The following is a 14,434-nucleotide window of genomic DNA, read 5'->3' as shown; positions in this document are numbered from 1 at the left end:
TTCGCTATTCTACTGACAAAATTTCAACTTCGAAAGTCACGTCTTGTCCCGCGAGTGGATGGTTGAAGTCCACAGTTACTGAGTCGCCAGCAATCTCAGTAATGATGCCTGGGATTTCCATGCCATCAGGGCCACTGAAGGCCATGATTGTACCAACTTCCACTTCTGCATCACCTACAAATTTAGTGCGATCCATATAGTGAATATGATCAGGGTTTGGCATACCAAACGCGTCTTCTGCCTTTAGCTCAATCGCTTTTTGTGCGCCTGTTTCGAGGCCGATCAAGCACTGCTCAAAGTTTTCACTCAAGCTGCCATCACCCATAACAAACTTCGCTGGTTTACCCATGTTATGAGTACTATCTGCAACCGATCCGTCTTTCATTTTAATCGTAAAGTGAAGGGTTACTACCGATTCATTGGTTATTGTTGTCACGTTAATGCTTCCTTGTTCTTGGGTTATTACGCTGTCAGCTTGGTCTTTTTATACATTGATATGCTGATTTGCGCTCCAACATAATAAAAAGCGTCGCTCGAATCAACGGACGACGCTTAGGGTTATTCGATATACCGCAAAAGATTACTTGTCAGCGTCTTTTTTACGGAAGCCATCCAGAATAATCATTGCTGCACCAATACAGATCGCCATGTCAGCAAGGTTGAATGCTGGCCAGTGGTAGTTACCCCAGAAGAAGTCTAGGTAATCAACAACAAAGCCATGAACGACGCGGTCAAACACGTTGCCCACTGCACCACCAATAATCAGTGCATAAGCAATGTTGTTCCATTTTTCTTTTGCTGGAAGCTTACTCATCCAGTAGGTCAAAAGACCCGTAACAACAAACGCGATACCTGTAAATAACCAGCGCTGCCAACCAGCTTGATCGCTCAAGAAGCTGAATGCTGCACCGTAGTTATGAACATAAAGTAGGTTGAAGAATGGCAGCACCTCAATTCGGTTTGCCCATCCGTAGCCCATGTTGTCCATCACCACCAATTTGATGCCAATATCTGCAATAAATACCAGAATTGCTAACCACAGCCAGCGAACTCCAGATTGCTTTAACGTCAGTGCTTTTTCACTCATTACTTTACCTACAAACAGCCCCAGTAAATACTGGGGCTGTTAATTTTAAAAAAAGTTCAGTCGTTCTAGGCAATTACGCGAATTTACGTACTTCACCTTCGCCGTCTACGTTAGACACACAACGACCACAGATCTTCTCGTGACCTTCGATTGTGCCTACGTCTGGCGTGTGGTGCCAACAACGGTCACACTTCTCGCCTTCAGCTGCTGCTACTTCTACAAACAAGCCTTCGATATCCGTCGCTTGTGCTGCATCCGTCTTCTCACCTAGAGGCTTAACTTTCGCAGCAGATGTTAGTAGAACAAAGCGCAATTCATCTTCAAGTTTGTTGATCTTCGCCGCTAGTGCGTCATCAGCAAATAGAGTCACTTCAGCTTGTAGTGCACCACCAATGGTTTTCTCTTTACGCGCATCTTCTAGAAGTTTGTTTACTGCACCACGAACCGCTTGGATCTCAGTCCAGAATTCGTTGTTCAGCTCTTCACCTTCAGCAAGACCGAATAGACCGTCGAACCACTCACCAGTGAATACGAACTTGTCGCGCTCGCCTGGCATTTCGTTCCAGATTTCATCTGCAGTGAACGACATGATTGGCGCCATCCAACGAACTAGCGCTTCTACGATGTAGTAAAGTGCTGTCTGACAGCTACGTTGAGCGTTGCCGCCACGTTTTGCTGTGTACTGACGGTCTTTAATTACGTCTAAGTAGAAAGAGCCCATTTCGATTGAACAGAATTGCATTAGACGCTGAGTTACACCGTGTGTGTTGTACTCTTCGTATGCTTTAACAATCTCTTCTTGTGCTGCTAGTGCACGACCAACTGCCCAGCGATCTAGCGCAACCATCTCTTCAACAGGAACGATGTCTGTTTCAGGGTTGAAGCCGCTCAGGTTAGCTAGGAAGAAACGCGCTGTGTTACGGATACGACGGTAAGCATCTGCGCTACGTTTTAGGATTTCATCAGAAACCGCAACTTCACCAGTGTAGTCTGTTGAAGCAACCCATAGACGAAGAATGTCAGCACCTAGCTTGTTAGTTACGTCTTTTGGCGCAACCACGTTACCGATAGATTTAGACATCTTACGCCCCTGACCATCAACCACGAAACCGTGTGTCAGTACTTGTTTGTAAGGCGCTTCGTCTTTCATCGCGATAGATGAAATTAGAGAAGACTGGAACCAACCACGGTGTTGGTCAGAACCTTCTAGGTATAGGTCAGCACTGTTGCCGTTGTACTCTTCACGAGCATCAACAACAGAGAAGTGAGTGACACCTGAATCGAACCATACGTCTAGCGTATCTAGCACTTTTTCGTATTGGTCAGCGTCAGCACCTAGTAGTTCAGCGGCATCTACATCCCACCATGCTTGAATGCCTTTCTCTTCAACCAGCTTCGCTACTTTCTCGATCAGCTCTAGCGTGTTTGGATGAAGTTCTGCTGTTTCTTTATGAACAAACAGAGCAATTGGCACACCCCAAGTACGTTGACGAGAGATACACCACTCAGGGCGACCTTCGATCATACCTTCGATGCGGCTTTGACCCCACTCAGGCATCCACTCTACATTCTTGATTGACTCTAATGCTTTAGCACGTAGGCCAGCTTGGTCCATAGAAACGAACCATTGAGGTGTAGCACGGAAGATGATTGGAGTCTTATGACGCCAACAGTGTGGGTAGCTGTGCTCGTAAGCGTGGTGGTGTAGTAGTGCACCTTTTTCTTTTAGTACTTCTACTACTGCATCGTTCGCTTTAAATACGTGCTGACCAGCAAATAGCTCTGTATCTGGTAGGTAAACACCGTTTGAGCCAACTGGGTTTGCTACTTCTAGGTTGTACTTGTTACCAACCGCGAAGTCTTCTTGACCGTGACCAGGAGCAGTGTGAACAACACCAGTACCTGAATCAGTCGTAACGTGATCACCAAGGATCGCCGGTACAGTGAAATCGTAGAATGGGTGTTGGAATTGAGAAAGCTCTAGGTCCGCACCTTTAGCAAAGCCAAGGTTGTGGAAGTGCTCGATACCCGCACGGTCCATTACGTCTTTCGCTAGCTCAGCAGCAACGATGATACGCTCAGCGTTGTCGCCTTCTGTTTGGATAAGCACGTACTCTAGATCATCACGTAGACATACCGCGCGGTTTGCTGGCAGTGTCCAAGGTGTTGTTGTCCAGATAACGATAGATACGTCACCGTGACCTTCATGACCTTCAGTCAGCTCAAATTTAGACAACAGTGCCGCTTCGTCAGCCGCTTTAAAACGAACGTCGATAGATGGCGATACTTTATCTTTGTATTCTACTTCCGCTTCAGCAAGAGCAGAACCACAGTCTGTACACCAGTGAACAGGTTTGAAACCTTTTAGAAGGTGACCATTGCTTGCAATCTTACCAAGAGCACGAATAATGTTCGCTTCAGTTGCGAAATCCATAGTGCGGTATGGCTTGTCCCACTCACCCATGATACCAAGGCGTTTGAAGCTCTCTTTCTGACCTTCAACCTGACCTGCTGCGTATTCACGACATTTCTCGCGGAATTCCGCTGCTGTCACTTTTTGGCCTGGCTTACCTACTTTCTTCTCTACCATTAATTCGATTGGTAGACCGTGGCAGTCCCAGCCTGGGATGTAAGGTGCGTCAAAACCTGAAAGTGTTTTGGATTTAATAATAATGTCTTTAAGAATCTTGTTTAGTGCGTGACCAATATGAATGTCACCATTTGCGTAAGGAGGGCCATCGTGCAATACGAATGACTTTTTGCCTTTCTTAGCTTTACGGATTTCACCGTAAAGATCTTCTTTGTACCAACGCTTAAGCATTTCTGGCTCACGATTGGCCAGGTTGCCGCGCATTGGAAACCCTGTTTCAGGTAAGTTCAGGGTATCTTTATACTCACTCATCGATTCTTAATTCCGTTATATTGGGCGAAAATTAGACATTATGTTGAACGGTGGAATAAACCGCTCAACGCTTAAGCTGACGCAGCCACACCCTTGCTGCTTCAGCATCCAATTCGATTTGTTGTTTAAGTGCTTCAAACGACTCAAACTTTTGCTCATCTCGAAGTTTATGCAAAAGTTCCACTTCTAGTTGCTTGCCATATAAATTGGCATGAAAGTCGAATAAGTGCACTTCTAACTGTTGGCGAACACCATTGACGGTTGGTCTTTGACCAATATTAGCAACACCACCAACTGGCTTATTTCCTAAGCCAAGCGCTTGAACAACATAGACTCCGGAAACCGGAGAAACACAGCGTTTCAAAGGAATATTTGCAGTAGGAAACCCAATGGTTCGACCTAGCTTTCTTCCGTGAGAAACACGACCGCTGATGCTGTAGTTTCTTCCCAGCATCTGTTGCGCGGAATGCAAATCGTCACGCGCCAGCGCTTGACGGATAGCCGTACTGCTGACACGTAATTGTTGTAAACAAAAGCTCTGGGTACTTACGACATCAAAGCCGTATTTTTCCCCTGCTTCCTGCAGCATTGCAAAGTTACCTGTACGGCCTTTGCCAAAGCAGAAATCATCACCAACGACAAGAAACTTAACACCCAAACGCTCGACCAACAAGTCACGGATAAACTCTTCCGCGGTTAAACTTGCAAAATGGCGATTGAAATTGACACACAGTAAGCGGTCAATATCGAGCTTACTCAATTGCACGAACTTATCGCGTAATCGCGTCAACCTTGCAGGTGCCTTGTCTTTGGCAAACAGCTCCATCGGCTGAGGTTCAAAGGTCATCACAACAGAAGGCAAGGATAGCCTGTCCGCTTGCTCAGACACTTGCTGCAATACTTGTTGATGGCCTTTATGGACACCATCGAAATTGCCAATAGTCAGCACACAACCATGATGTCGCGGGTTGATATTGTGAATGCCTCTAATCAGTTCCATTGGATACTGCTTTCTGCCTCTGTTTTACTTTACACTGTGTGAAACTGACGGATTATATACTAATCACCCTCAGTCTGTCCCAGCTTTTAGGTCTTTTAAACGCGCACCAGTTAAAAATAGAGCCACTAGGTAAACTACGGCTCCTAAACCGATCAACATCCCTAGCACCGCGCTTCGGTGAGCAAAGCTCCAGCCCAGCCATACTGACATATCTTCCAGTTGCCATAAGATTGCCGCCACCATCGCCGCGCCAGCAATAGCTAAACGTATAATAAAGAAGACGGTTCGCTTAGTGATTTGGTATACCTCTGCGATGTGCAGGCCACGATACAGCAGTGCCATATTCACAAATGCCGATAGTGCCGTCGCGATAGCCAAGCCAACGTAGCCATAGAAGTACGCAAAAATTGCATTAAATACCATGTTGGTCACCATCGCAATGATGCCGTATTTCACTGGCGTTTTAGTGTCTTGACGCGAGTAATAACCCGGAGCGAGCACTTTAATCAGCATAAAGTTCAACAAGCCTGAAGCGTAAGCAAAGAGTGACAATGATGCTTGATGTACGTCTTGTGGCGAAAACTCACCTCGCATGAATAACACCATCAACATAGGTTTTGCCAGTACCATCAAACCAAGCATTGCAGGAAGGCCAAGTAAGATCACCATGCGCACCCCCCAGTCCATGGTTTGTGCGAATCCTTCATTTTGTGCGTCAACATGTTTGCGTGATAATGCTGGTAAAATCACCGTTGCAATCGCAATACCAAACAGACCTAACGGGAATTCCAACAAGCGATCTGAATAGTACAACCAACTGATCGAACCGGTTTGCAGAAAGCTGGCAATAAAAGTATCAAACAACAAGTTGATTTGGCTTACCGACACACCGAACAAAGCAGGAATCATTAAGGTTCGGATCTTCACCACGCCCGGATCGCGCCAGCCCCATTTTGGCTTAACCATAACCCCCGCTTTAATAAGGAAAGGGATTTGAAATAAGAACTGAACCAAACCACCAAGGAAAACACCGATGGCAAGACCAATCTCTGGCTGTGACATCTGCGGCGAGATAAACCATGCTGCCAAAATGATCATTACGTTGAGGAAGACGGGAGTAAACGAAGAAACCGCAAACTTACCTAGTGTATTAAGAATGGCTCCCGATAGGGCAACAAAAGTGATGAACCATAAATAAGGAAAGGTAATCTTGAGCATCACGCTAGCAAGTTCGAACTTCTCAGCCGCGGGACCACCATGCATCCAGTCTAGGAACCAACCAAAACCAAACAGTGCAGTCACCACTCCGGAACCTAGAACACCTAAGATGGTAACAATTGAGACTATCACCCCCAACGTGCCCGCTGCACGAGCAATGAGCTCCCGAGTTTTATCCATGTCGCCTTGAGCATGGCTTTCCGTTAAAACAGGTACAAACGCTTGGGAAAAAGCACCTTCAGCAAACAAACGTCGTAAAAAATTAGGAATTTTATTGGCGAAGAAAAAGACGTCTGCGCTTGCTCCTGCCCCCATTAAATTTGCCACTACAACATCACGAACTAGGCCAAGAACGCGGGAAATAAATGTCATAGCACTGACGATCATGCCAGACTTGAGTAGTCGTTTACTCACTGTAACCTCGGAATATCACCATAAGACAGCTAACCCTATACTGTTTCTCTGACAGGTGCTGCAAATAGACGTCAAAAATCTATCCGCGGGTTGTAAGGAATAAGTGTGCCTTTCGCGGATAATTATTAGCATTGGTATAAAAATGCTGTTAGAATCCCCGCCATCTTAACCGCGATAACCTCTCTTACCAAAATTTGTTTTGGCTTAGATCGGTTTTTGCACAAATCATTTGACATTTAAGCGCAAATGAGGGATATTCCTCGCCCTTAAATTGTCACAGAACTAAGTTTTTGGGAGTTAGACCCTTGGCAAATAGTAAATCTGCTAAGAAGCGCGCTATCCAAGCTGAGAAACGTCGTCAGCACAATGCTAGCCGTCGCTCAATGATGCGTACTTACATGAAGAAAACTGTTGCTGCTATCGAAGCAGGCGACAAAGAAGCTGCAACTGCTGCATTCGCTGTAGTTACACCTATCCTAGACCGCATGGCAACTAAAGGCCTTATTCACAAGAATAAAGCAGCTCGCCATAAGTCTCGTTTCGCTGCACAAATCAAAGCTCTTTAATAGAGTCCTGATTTTACAGTGAAGAAAAAACCGACCTTGTGTCGGTTTTTTTATATCTACAAAATTTTCTTAATAAAAAAAGCTGGCAATGCCAGCTTTTCTTTTTCTGAATGTCCCATTTAAAGACATCAGCTTATTCATTACCCATATAACACTCAAACTAGAAAGCACTAATAAAACACTTGAGAACAAAGCAAATTGGTCGATGAGTAGTACCCTATCATCAAAAGTTTAACGCCACTCTCAAATATTCCAACAAGTTAGATTCACACTCTAAGATGAGCAGTATATTAGGACTATTTAATTAATGTTGAGCACTCTCAGCACAATAAAGACTATGCAGTGTTTTTATTAACGCTTTCACTTCATCACTCTTTAATGTGTAGTACACCGTTTGTGCTTCTTTCCTTGTCGTGACTAACTCATCACGGCGAAGCCAAGCAAGATGCTGAGATAATGCCGACTGGCTTAGCTCTAACTTTGCACACAGCTCTCCCACGGACAGCTCTTGGTTATGCAGCATACAAAGGATTTGTAGGCGTCTCTCGTTTGCCATCGCTTTGAGCAACACGACGGCTTTTGCGGAGTTCTGCTCCATTTCTTGTAGATTCATGTGTTGGACCTCTAGCTACAACTTACTTATTCCAACCCTGGCCAGCTTGTTGTGTTGCACTGATTTATATATCTAAGAAAATCAAGATACACTTCCAGAGTCTTCATTATTAGAACCTCTAATTTAGTTGTTAGTGATACACCAATATTATCCACCAAGGATTTTAATTGGTGCGCCATCAATAATTAATAGTTTTGCTCACTAAAACAAGTATCTTGCTTACTTAGATATTATTTAGAATTATATTTTTATTGATAGTAATCTATTTATTTACGCAACGATACGGGTTTACTCAAACATTTGACTGAAATCAGCATCACAAACATTTTTTACCGCGGGGTGTTGGATCATTCGTTCCGCAAAAATCACGTAGTACTCTTCTTTTAGCCCATCGACATGGCCAATTAGCTGTAAATTTCGGTCGTCTTCAATCTCCGACATGTATACGGTCGGTGCCAAGAAAATCACATCGTCGTGGTACCGAGCAAAAGCTTTCATCAACGCAACATCATCAAACTCCCCCAGCACATTGGCTTGAAGGCCTTGACGATCAAACCATTGAATAACTTTACGCCCCATAGCCGTTCGGCTCGCGGGAATCAGAAGTTTTTTTTGTTCCAAGATCTCAGGAAATCGCACATTTTCAATTTCAGAAGAAGCAAAAAAGCTCATGCTACTTTCACCTAACTTTTTGCTATAAAGGCCAGGACTTTGAGTAGAATCAACGGGACAATCCGAAAGGATCATATCTAGCTTGTGCTGAGAAAGGCGTTCAAGTAGCAGTTCGTGGGTTGATTCATAACAGCGTAAATGAATACTGTTATCTTCCGGGACGGTCGTCATCAGTACTTTACTGACCAAGCGTTTAGATAACGCATCGGCTACACCAACTTCAAATAGAATGTTCGAGTGCTGGCTGTAATTGACGATATCTAACATCTCATAACTCAAACCGAACATCCGGTCGGCGTACTTAAACACAAGCTGACCTAACTCAGTGGGCTCAACTGTACGACCATTGCGCTTGGTTAACTTTCCTTTCATGCGCTCTTCAAGCGCTTTAATCTGTCCTGTCACGGTTTGCGGTGTCAGGAAGAGCGCGTCAGCCGCCTTAGTTACAGAGCCCTGTTTGCACACCATCCAGAAATAATAGAGATGGTTGTAGTTTAGATGTGACATGATCGAGTCCCGAAAAGAAAGTGATACTTTTTATACCAAATGTGACAGAGACAAACAATAAACTCGACAAAACCATACAATACCTTACAAAAGCATAAGTTTTACCGAAAGTATAAAGTCAACACTGTCATAAAAGTTGAACTGAGGCGCATTTTCTCTACAAAAAAAACGCAAAAACCAAACAAAACTAAATCAAAATTTAACCATTAAAATCAACAAGTTAAAAATTAATTTCCTTCCTCTTTTACGCCATTATCAAAAAGAACAATAAAAATCTCTCACAGCAAGAAATCTGTAATATTACTGAAATATTTGTTCTCTAACATCGCCCGCAGATTCAACTACAGACCGAAAAATGAACTGAAAGGTCAACGGAGAAAATTATGATGAACCAAGCTACTTCAACAGTGGCACCAATTTCGAGCACAGCTCGTTGGTTACGCTGGGCTAACTTGGCATTCATGTTATATCTGCTTCTTCTAGCAGTATCTATGGTTGGTAGTGGCTTTAAATGGGCAACTGGCGATCAAGCTAAGGTGCTATTTGAATTTGCCGCACACCCAGTTGCAGGTCTCATGATCGGCTTGGTGGCAACAGCCTTAATTCAGTCTTCAAGTACTGTAACGTCTATTATTGTAGGCTTGGTTGCAGGTGGCTTACCTGTAGAAACCGCTATCCCTATGGTGATGGGTGCTAACATTGGTACCACAGTGACCAATACGCTTGTGTCTCTTGGCCACGTGCGCTGTAAAGAAGAGTTCAAACGTGCCTTTGCAAGTGCAACCATTCACGACTTCTTCAACTTGCTTGCTGTCGCTATTTTCCTTCCGTTGGAAATGATGTTCGGCATTTTAGAGAAAGTTTCTCACTGGCTTGTTTCTCCACTGCTTGCTACTGGTGATATGAGCATTAAGGGCTTCAACTTTATTAAACCAATTACAAAGCCAGTCGTAGGCGCAATTAAAGAGCCACTTTCTACCTTCGGTGATACTGTTGGCGGCGTCATGCTTATTGCTTTGGGTATTGCGACTATCTTCGTTGCAATCACAGTGATGGGTAAATTGATGAAGAGCCTAATGGTTGGTCGCGCACGTGAAATTTTGAAAAACGCCATCGGTCGTGGTCCTATTCACGGCATCGTATCAGGCTCAATCGTGACTGTTCTAGTACAATCTTCCTCAACCACGACAAGTTTAATGGTTCCGTTGGTTGGTACTGGCGTGTTGAAAGTACGAGATATCTACCCTTTCACTCTGGGTGCTAACATTGGTACTTGTATTACGGCACTACTAGCAGCGACAGCGGTATCTGGAGAGTTCGCAGTATTCGCACTACAAATCGCTCTAGTCCACTTAGTATTTAACATCATGGCGACGCTGTTTATCTTTGGAATTCCATTCCTACGTGAGATTCCGGTTAAAGGCGCTGAGATGATTTCTGAAATGGCTATTAAGAATAAAGCAGTTGTTGGTGGTTACCTAATGTCAGTATTCGTTATTCTACCAGGTGCAATTCTAGCCCTAACAACGTAACAACAACGACATACCATCGCTTATTGTTTAGGCTCCACATCGTGGAGCCTTTTTTATGATAATTAAACTGTTCAAATCGATTGTCCGGTGATAATTTGAGCCACATCAGCATGCTTATGCTGAGCTATCTCATTTGGAGTCGACAACATGACGCAGCTTAATGACGCTATTTCTGATCAGCTACTCGCAATAGACGAAAACCTAACCCAACTGGTTGCTGATATTGATATCCTAAGTAGCGTGAATCCTCTTAATTATGCTCAAGAAAGAGAACGTTTCATTAAAAACAAATATTCTCAAGAGCCTAATTTTCAATATTCAATTACTAACGTAGATACCCACAGTGCAAAGCGACGTCTATATGAGCTACCTCTAGAAAACATTCAAGACACCCAATTGCAAAGGCTGTACGCGGACGTAATTCAGTCTTATGCAGATAAACTGGATCAAGTGAATACCATCGGCACGCAAGAGTTTCTTTATAACTCCTTACGCTATTATGGGGAACCGAGCGCCAAAGATATTGCCAACGCCCATTTCATATTGCACCTTCCTACAGAAGAAGAAAAAGAACCTCAGCACGATAGCCGTGCAATAGCACGTTTCATGCAAAATTTTGCTCAACGCAATGGGTATGAATGTGAAATACAGGTGTTGGACGGGATGTTAGCAAACGCACTAGTTTCAGGATCTCGAGTCAAAATTAACCACGCGGCGTACATCACCACTGATGAGCTGGAGGCTCTTGCACATCATGAAATGGGAGTACATCTCCTGACTACGCTTAACGGTCGTCAACAACCGCTAAAAGTCCTGAGCTTAGGTTGTCCTGCCAATACCAACACTCAAGAAGGGCTGGCTATATTATGTGAGTATCTGTCAGGACATTTCAGTATCAAGCGCCTAAGAACCTTAGCCTTACGAGTTCTGGCAGTAGAGTCGATGATCAAGGATCGCGATTTCCGCCATACGTTCATGCTATTAAAAGAACAGTATAAAGCTTCTGATCTTCAAGCATTTACAACGACTGCCCGAGTCTATCGAGGTGGAGGTTTAACGAAGGATTACTTGTATCTTAGAGGATTCCGAGAGGTGCTCAATGCCTATGATAAATTGGGCGATGACTTTTCACTATTGTTGTGCGGGAAAACTGAGCTGAAGTACTTTGAGCTTATCCGTTCATTAGTGAGTAAAGAAATATTCACTCAACCTAAGTTTATTAGCCCGGCACTATCCACACCGATGCAGACCAGCCCAATTCACCGTTATATTGTCAGTGCACTAAAATAATACCTTCTATGTACAAAAAAGAAAAAAGCTCCATTCGGAGCTTTTTCTATATCTTGAAGAACGATACTCGTTACACTGAGAATGGGTAACGAATAGGATCGTGATGCTCGTACCCTTCAACCCAAAAGTCATCCAGTGTGACCCATGTTTCCAAATCTTCTAGAGATTTAATCTCTGGGTTGATATGGAACGTCGGCGCTTTTAATGGCTCACGTTTCAACTGAACATCGCGCATCAGTTCAAGCTGGTCTTCATAAATGTGAGCATTCACAATCTTATGAAATGCCTGACCAGGTTTCTTGCCCGTAATTTGCGCAATAATCGCCAAGAACACGTAAACTTGAACCATATTGAAGTTTAAGCCAAGCGGTACATCACACGAACGCTGAGTACTATTCAGGTAAAGCGTATCATCCAGCAATGAAAAATGGTGACTGTACATACAAGGACGCAAGCACCCCATGTGGAACTCACCCGGGTTGTAGAAGTTCAAGATTTCACCGCGGTCATCAACGCCACGCGTTAAGTCATCCACTATCTTACGTAGCTGGTCAACATGACCACCATCAGGTTTCGCCCAGGCGCGCCCTTGAACCCCATAGACACGGCCCATGTCGTCTTCGCCTTTACGGTATGGGTTATTCAACCAGGCATCATTTAGGTTGGCATTGGCATCCCAGGTTTTCGTGCCCAGCTTACGAAAATCTTCCGCATTATCGTAACCACGAATGTACCCTAGTAGCTCTGCAACGGCTGCTTTCCAAAAACTTTTACGTGTGGTGACCAACGGAAATTGATTGTTCGCAACATCGTAGGTTAAATCCGCGTTGATTACGGTCAGGCAGCGCTTGCCTGTACGCTCATTTTCAACCCAAACACCTTGGTCAACGATGCGTTGACACAAATCTAAATACTGTTTCACACCAATACCTTACTTCGTCTTTTGTGGTAATTCGTCTTTGTAATGACCACGTTTGTATGCCCAAACCATCATGAGGACACCGATAACCACCATTGGCAGGGATAAAATCTGTCCCATGGAAATAAAGCCACCGAATAAACCCAAATGAGCGTCTGGTTCGCGCACGTACTCAACTAAGAAGCGGAATGTACCATATCCAGCTAAAAATAGCCCTGAAACAGAACCTAGAGGACGAGGTTTCTTGATGAACCAATTCAAGATGAAGAAAAGTACGATACCTTCAAGCGCCATTTCATAAAGCTGCGATGGATGACGTGGCAGTGGACCGCCATTTGGGAAAACGATCGCCCAAGGCACATCCGTTACTCGGCCCCACAACTCGCTGTTCATGAAGTTACCTAAACGCCCCATACCCAAACCAAATGGCACAAGCGGCGCGATAAAGTCAGCAACACCGAAGAAAGTTCGCCCGTTTTTGTGTGCATACCAGAACATCGCGGTAATCACACCCAGTAAGCCCCCGTGGAAAGACATACCACCGGTCCACACTTTAAATAGATACAAAGGGTCAGCCAGGAAGAGCTCAAAATTGTAGAAAAGCACGTAGCCTACACGGCCACCAATCACCACGCCAAGGAAGCCTGCGAACAACAAATCAGAAACCTGCTCTCGTGTCCAACCACTTCCAGGCTTATCCGCACGTCGGTTCGCTAACCATAGAGCAAACATAAAGCCCACAAGGTACATCAAACCGTACCAACGAACCGAAACAGGACCAATAGAGATTAAAACCGGATCAATATTGGGAAATTCAATATATCCCTGAGACATAAATCATTCTCTTCTTATCACAACAAAATAAATATACCCAAGTAACCTCTAGATGCTTGGTTCAGCGAGAATGACTTGGGTACAAACTTAGAGCAGCATGGTCGCTGCAACAAACATTAAGAACACCGCGAATATCTTTTTTAATACCGCAGTTGGAAGGTTAGTTGCGAGCTTCGCACCCACTTTTGTTGTGAGCATCGAGGCCATAGCAATCGCTAATAAAGCGGGAAGATAAACATAGCCAATACTGTATGAAGGTAAGCCTTCCACTTTATAGCCATGTAAGATGAAGCCGATCATACCAGAAATAGCAATCACGCAACCACAAACGGAGGATGAGCCCACCGCTTTACGCATCTCTATCCCATGTTTATTTAAAAATGGTACCGACAGTGAGCCACCACCAATACCAGCAAGGCTTGATACGACACCAATTCCCGTGCCGTAAACTACAGTCACAGGGCTGCTCGGCATAGGTTTACTGCTCGTAACTTTAATGGAACGAAACATTTGTACTGACAGGCAAAGAACAATGACACCAAACACTTTCGGCAAATAGTGTGTAGGGATCCACTCAGCAATATTGGCACCAACAAAGCCACCAATGACCACACCAGGCATCAACCATTTTACGACAAACATATCGACATTGCCGAGCTTAAGGTGATTCATCGCCGATGAGCCAGACGTGACAATAATACTCGCTAACGAAGTGGCTAAGGCCATGTGCATACTCATTTCTGGAGAGATCCCAGCAAGAGGAAGCAAATACAACAAGGCAGGAACAACAATCAAACCACCACCGATACCGAGTAACCCCGCCATCACACCCACAAAAGCGCCTAGCGCCAACAATAACAAAAATAAAGAGACGGTCACG

At 44.4% G+C, this 14,434-nt stretch carries 13 protein-coding genes; 3 read left to right on the top strand and 10 right to left on the bottom strand.

Annotation, left to right across the window (positions count from 1 at the left end):
- Positions 1-4: 4 nt before the first annotated feature.
- The 5 genes from fkpB to murJ all read right to left on the bottom strand — a co-directional run bounded on the left by fkpB (position 5) and on the right by murJ (position 6,621).
- Positions 5-436, bottom strand: coding sequence for an FKBP-type peptidyl-prolyl cis-trans isomerase (gene fkpB, locus R7F64_RS08755; protein WP_005381922.1), 432 nt, complete (start codon positions 434-436; stop codon positions 5-7).
- Between the two features lie 144 nt (positions 437-580).
- Positions 581-1,087: a signal peptidase II gene (gene lspA, locus R7F64_RS08750; protein ID WP_005385948.1), complete on the bottom strand. Its 507-nt coding sequence runs from the start codon at positions 1,085-1,087 to the stop codon at positions 581-583.
- Between the two features lie 73 nt (positions 1,088-1,160).
- Positions 1,161-3,989 carry an isoleucine--tRNA ligase gene (gene ileS / locus R7F64_RS08745; RefSeq protein ID WP_167415020.1) on the bottom strand — a complete coding sequence of 943 codons (2,829 nt, stop codon included), beginning with the start codon at positions 3,987-3,989 and terminating at the stop codon, positions 1,161-1,163.
- Between the two features lie 64 nt (positions 3,990-4,053).
- On the bottom strand, positions 4,054-4,989 hold the full coding sequence (gene ribF, locus R7F64_RS08740; protein ID WP_005381933.1) for a bifunctional riboflavin kinase/FAD synthetase: 936 nt from the start codon (positions 4,987-4,989) through the stop codon (positions 4,054-4,056).
- A gap of 69 nt (positions 4,990-5,058) precedes the next feature.
- Positions 5,059-6,621 carry a murein biosynthesis integral membrane protein MurJ gene (gene murJ / locus R7F64_RS08735; RefSeq protein WP_167415019.1) on the bottom strand — a complete coding sequence of 521 codons (1,563 nt, stop codon included), beginning with the start codon at positions 6,619-6,621 and terminating at the stop codon, positions 5,059-5,061.
- A 305-nt stretch (positions 6,622-6,926) separates the two neighbouring features.
- On the opposite strand from murJ, the gene rpsT reads away from it, so the two are divergent.
- Entirely contained in the window at positions 6,927-7,187 is a 261-nt protein-coding gene (gene rpsT, locus R7F64_RS08730) for a 30S ribosomal protein S20 (RefSeq protein ID WP_005381938.1), read from the top strand.
- A 304-nt stretch (positions 7,188-7,491) separates the two neighbouring features.
- Here rpsT and R7F64_RS08725 read toward each other — a convergent pair whose 3' ends face one another.
- Complete coding sequence (locus R7F64_RS08725; RefSeq protein WP_005381940.1) at positions 7,492-7,800, bottom strand: ArsR/SmtB family transcription factor; 309 nt, start codon at positions 7,798-7,800, stop codon at positions 7,492-7,494.
- Positions 7,801-8,088: 288 nt separating this feature from the next.
- Positions 8,089-8,979, bottom strand: a complete 891-nt coding sequence (gene nhaR / locus R7F64_RS08720; protein ID WP_005385959.1) for a transcriptional activator NhaR — start codon at positions 8,977-8,979, stop codon at positions 8,089-8,091.
- A gap of 386 nt (positions 8,980-9,365) precedes the next feature.
- On the opposite strand from nhaR, the gene R7F64_RS08715 reads away from it, so the two are divergent.
- Complete coding sequence (locus tag R7F64_RS08715) at positions 9,366-10,511, top strand: Na/Pi symporter (RefSeq protein ID WP_025768431.1); 1,146 nt, start codon at positions 9,366-9,368, stop codon at positions 10,509-10,511.
- A gap of 147 nt (positions 10,512-10,658) precedes the next feature.
- Positions 10,659-11,801 carry a flavohemoglobin expression-modulating QEGLA motif protein gene (locus R7F64_RS08710; RefSeq protein ID WP_062730733.1) on the top strand — a complete coding sequence of 381 codons (1,143 nt, stop codon included), beginning with the start codon at positions 10,659-10,661 and terminating at the stop codon, positions 11,799-11,801.
- A gap of 70 nt (positions 11,802-11,871) precedes the next feature.
- Here R7F64_RS08710 and R7F64_RS08705 read toward each other — a convergent pair whose 3' ends face one another.
- The 3 genes from R7F64_RS08705 to R7F64_RS08695 all read right to left on the bottom strand — a co-directional run bounded on the left by R7F64_RS08705 (position 11,872) and on the right by R7F64_RS08695 (position 14,433).
- Entirely contained in the window at positions 11,872-12,723 is an 852-nt protein-coding gene (locus tag R7F64_RS08705; RefSeq protein WP_017636170.1) for a thymidylate synthase, read from the bottom strand.
- A gap of 9 nt (positions 12,724-12,732) precedes the next feature.
- On the bottom strand, positions 12,733-13,554 hold the full coding sequence (gene lgt / locus R7F64_RS08700; RefSeq protein WP_005381948.1) for a prolipoprotein diacylglyceryl transferase: 822 nt from the start codon (positions 13,552-13,554) through the stop codon (positions 12,733-12,735).
- Between the two features lie 87 nt (positions 13,555-13,641).
- Positions 13,642-14,433, bottom strand: coding sequence for a sulfite exporter TauE/SafE family protein (locus tag R7F64_RS08695; protein WP_005385965.1), 792 nt, complete (start codon positions 14,431-14,433; stop codon positions 13,642-13,644).
- Position 14,434 lies beyond the last annotated feature (1 nt).

The organism is Vibrio sp. Vb1980 (genome assembly GCF_033338615.1).
GTDB lineage: Bacteria > Pseudomonadota > Gammaproteobacteria > Enterobacterales > Vibrionaceae > Vibrio > Vibrio alginolyticus.
The sequence above is the reverse complement of the archived record's forward strand: the minus strand, read 5'-3'. Positions and strand labels throughout refer to the sequence as shown.

Excerpts from the sequence above, each read along its gene's own strand:
- nhaR (WP_005385959.1), bottom strand. The coding sequence starts at position 8,979 with ATGTCACATCTAAACTACAACCATCTCTATTATTTCTGGATGGTGTGC.
- ileS (WP_167415020.1), bottom strand. The coding sequence starts at position 3,989 with ATGAGTGAGTATAAAGATACCCTGAACTTACCTGAAACAGGGTTTCCA.
- R7F64_RS08715 (WP_025768431.1), top strand. The coding sequence starts at position 9,366 with ATGAACCAAGCTACTTCAACAGTGGCACCAATTTCGAGCACAGCTCGT.
- R7F64_RS08710 (WP_062730733.1), top strand. The coding sequence starts at position 10,659 with ATGACGCAGCTTAATGACGCTATTTCTGATCAGCTACTCGCAATAGAC.
- lspA (WP_005385948.1), bottom strand. The coding sequence starts at position 1,087 with ATGAGTGAAAAAGCACTGACGTTAAAGCAATCTGGAGTTCGCTGGCTG.
- lgt (WP_005381948.1), bottom strand. The coding sequence starts at position 13,554 with ATGTCTCAGGGATATATTGAATTTCCCAATATTGATCCGGTTTTAATC.
- ribF (WP_005381933.1), bottom strand. The coding sequence starts at position 4,989 with ATGGAACTGATTAGAGGCATTCACAATATCAACCCGCGACATCATGGT.
- R7F64_RS08725 (WP_005381940.1), bottom strand. The coding sequence starts at position 7,800 with ATGAATCTACAAGAAATGGAGCAGAACTCCGCAAAAGCCGTCGTGTTG.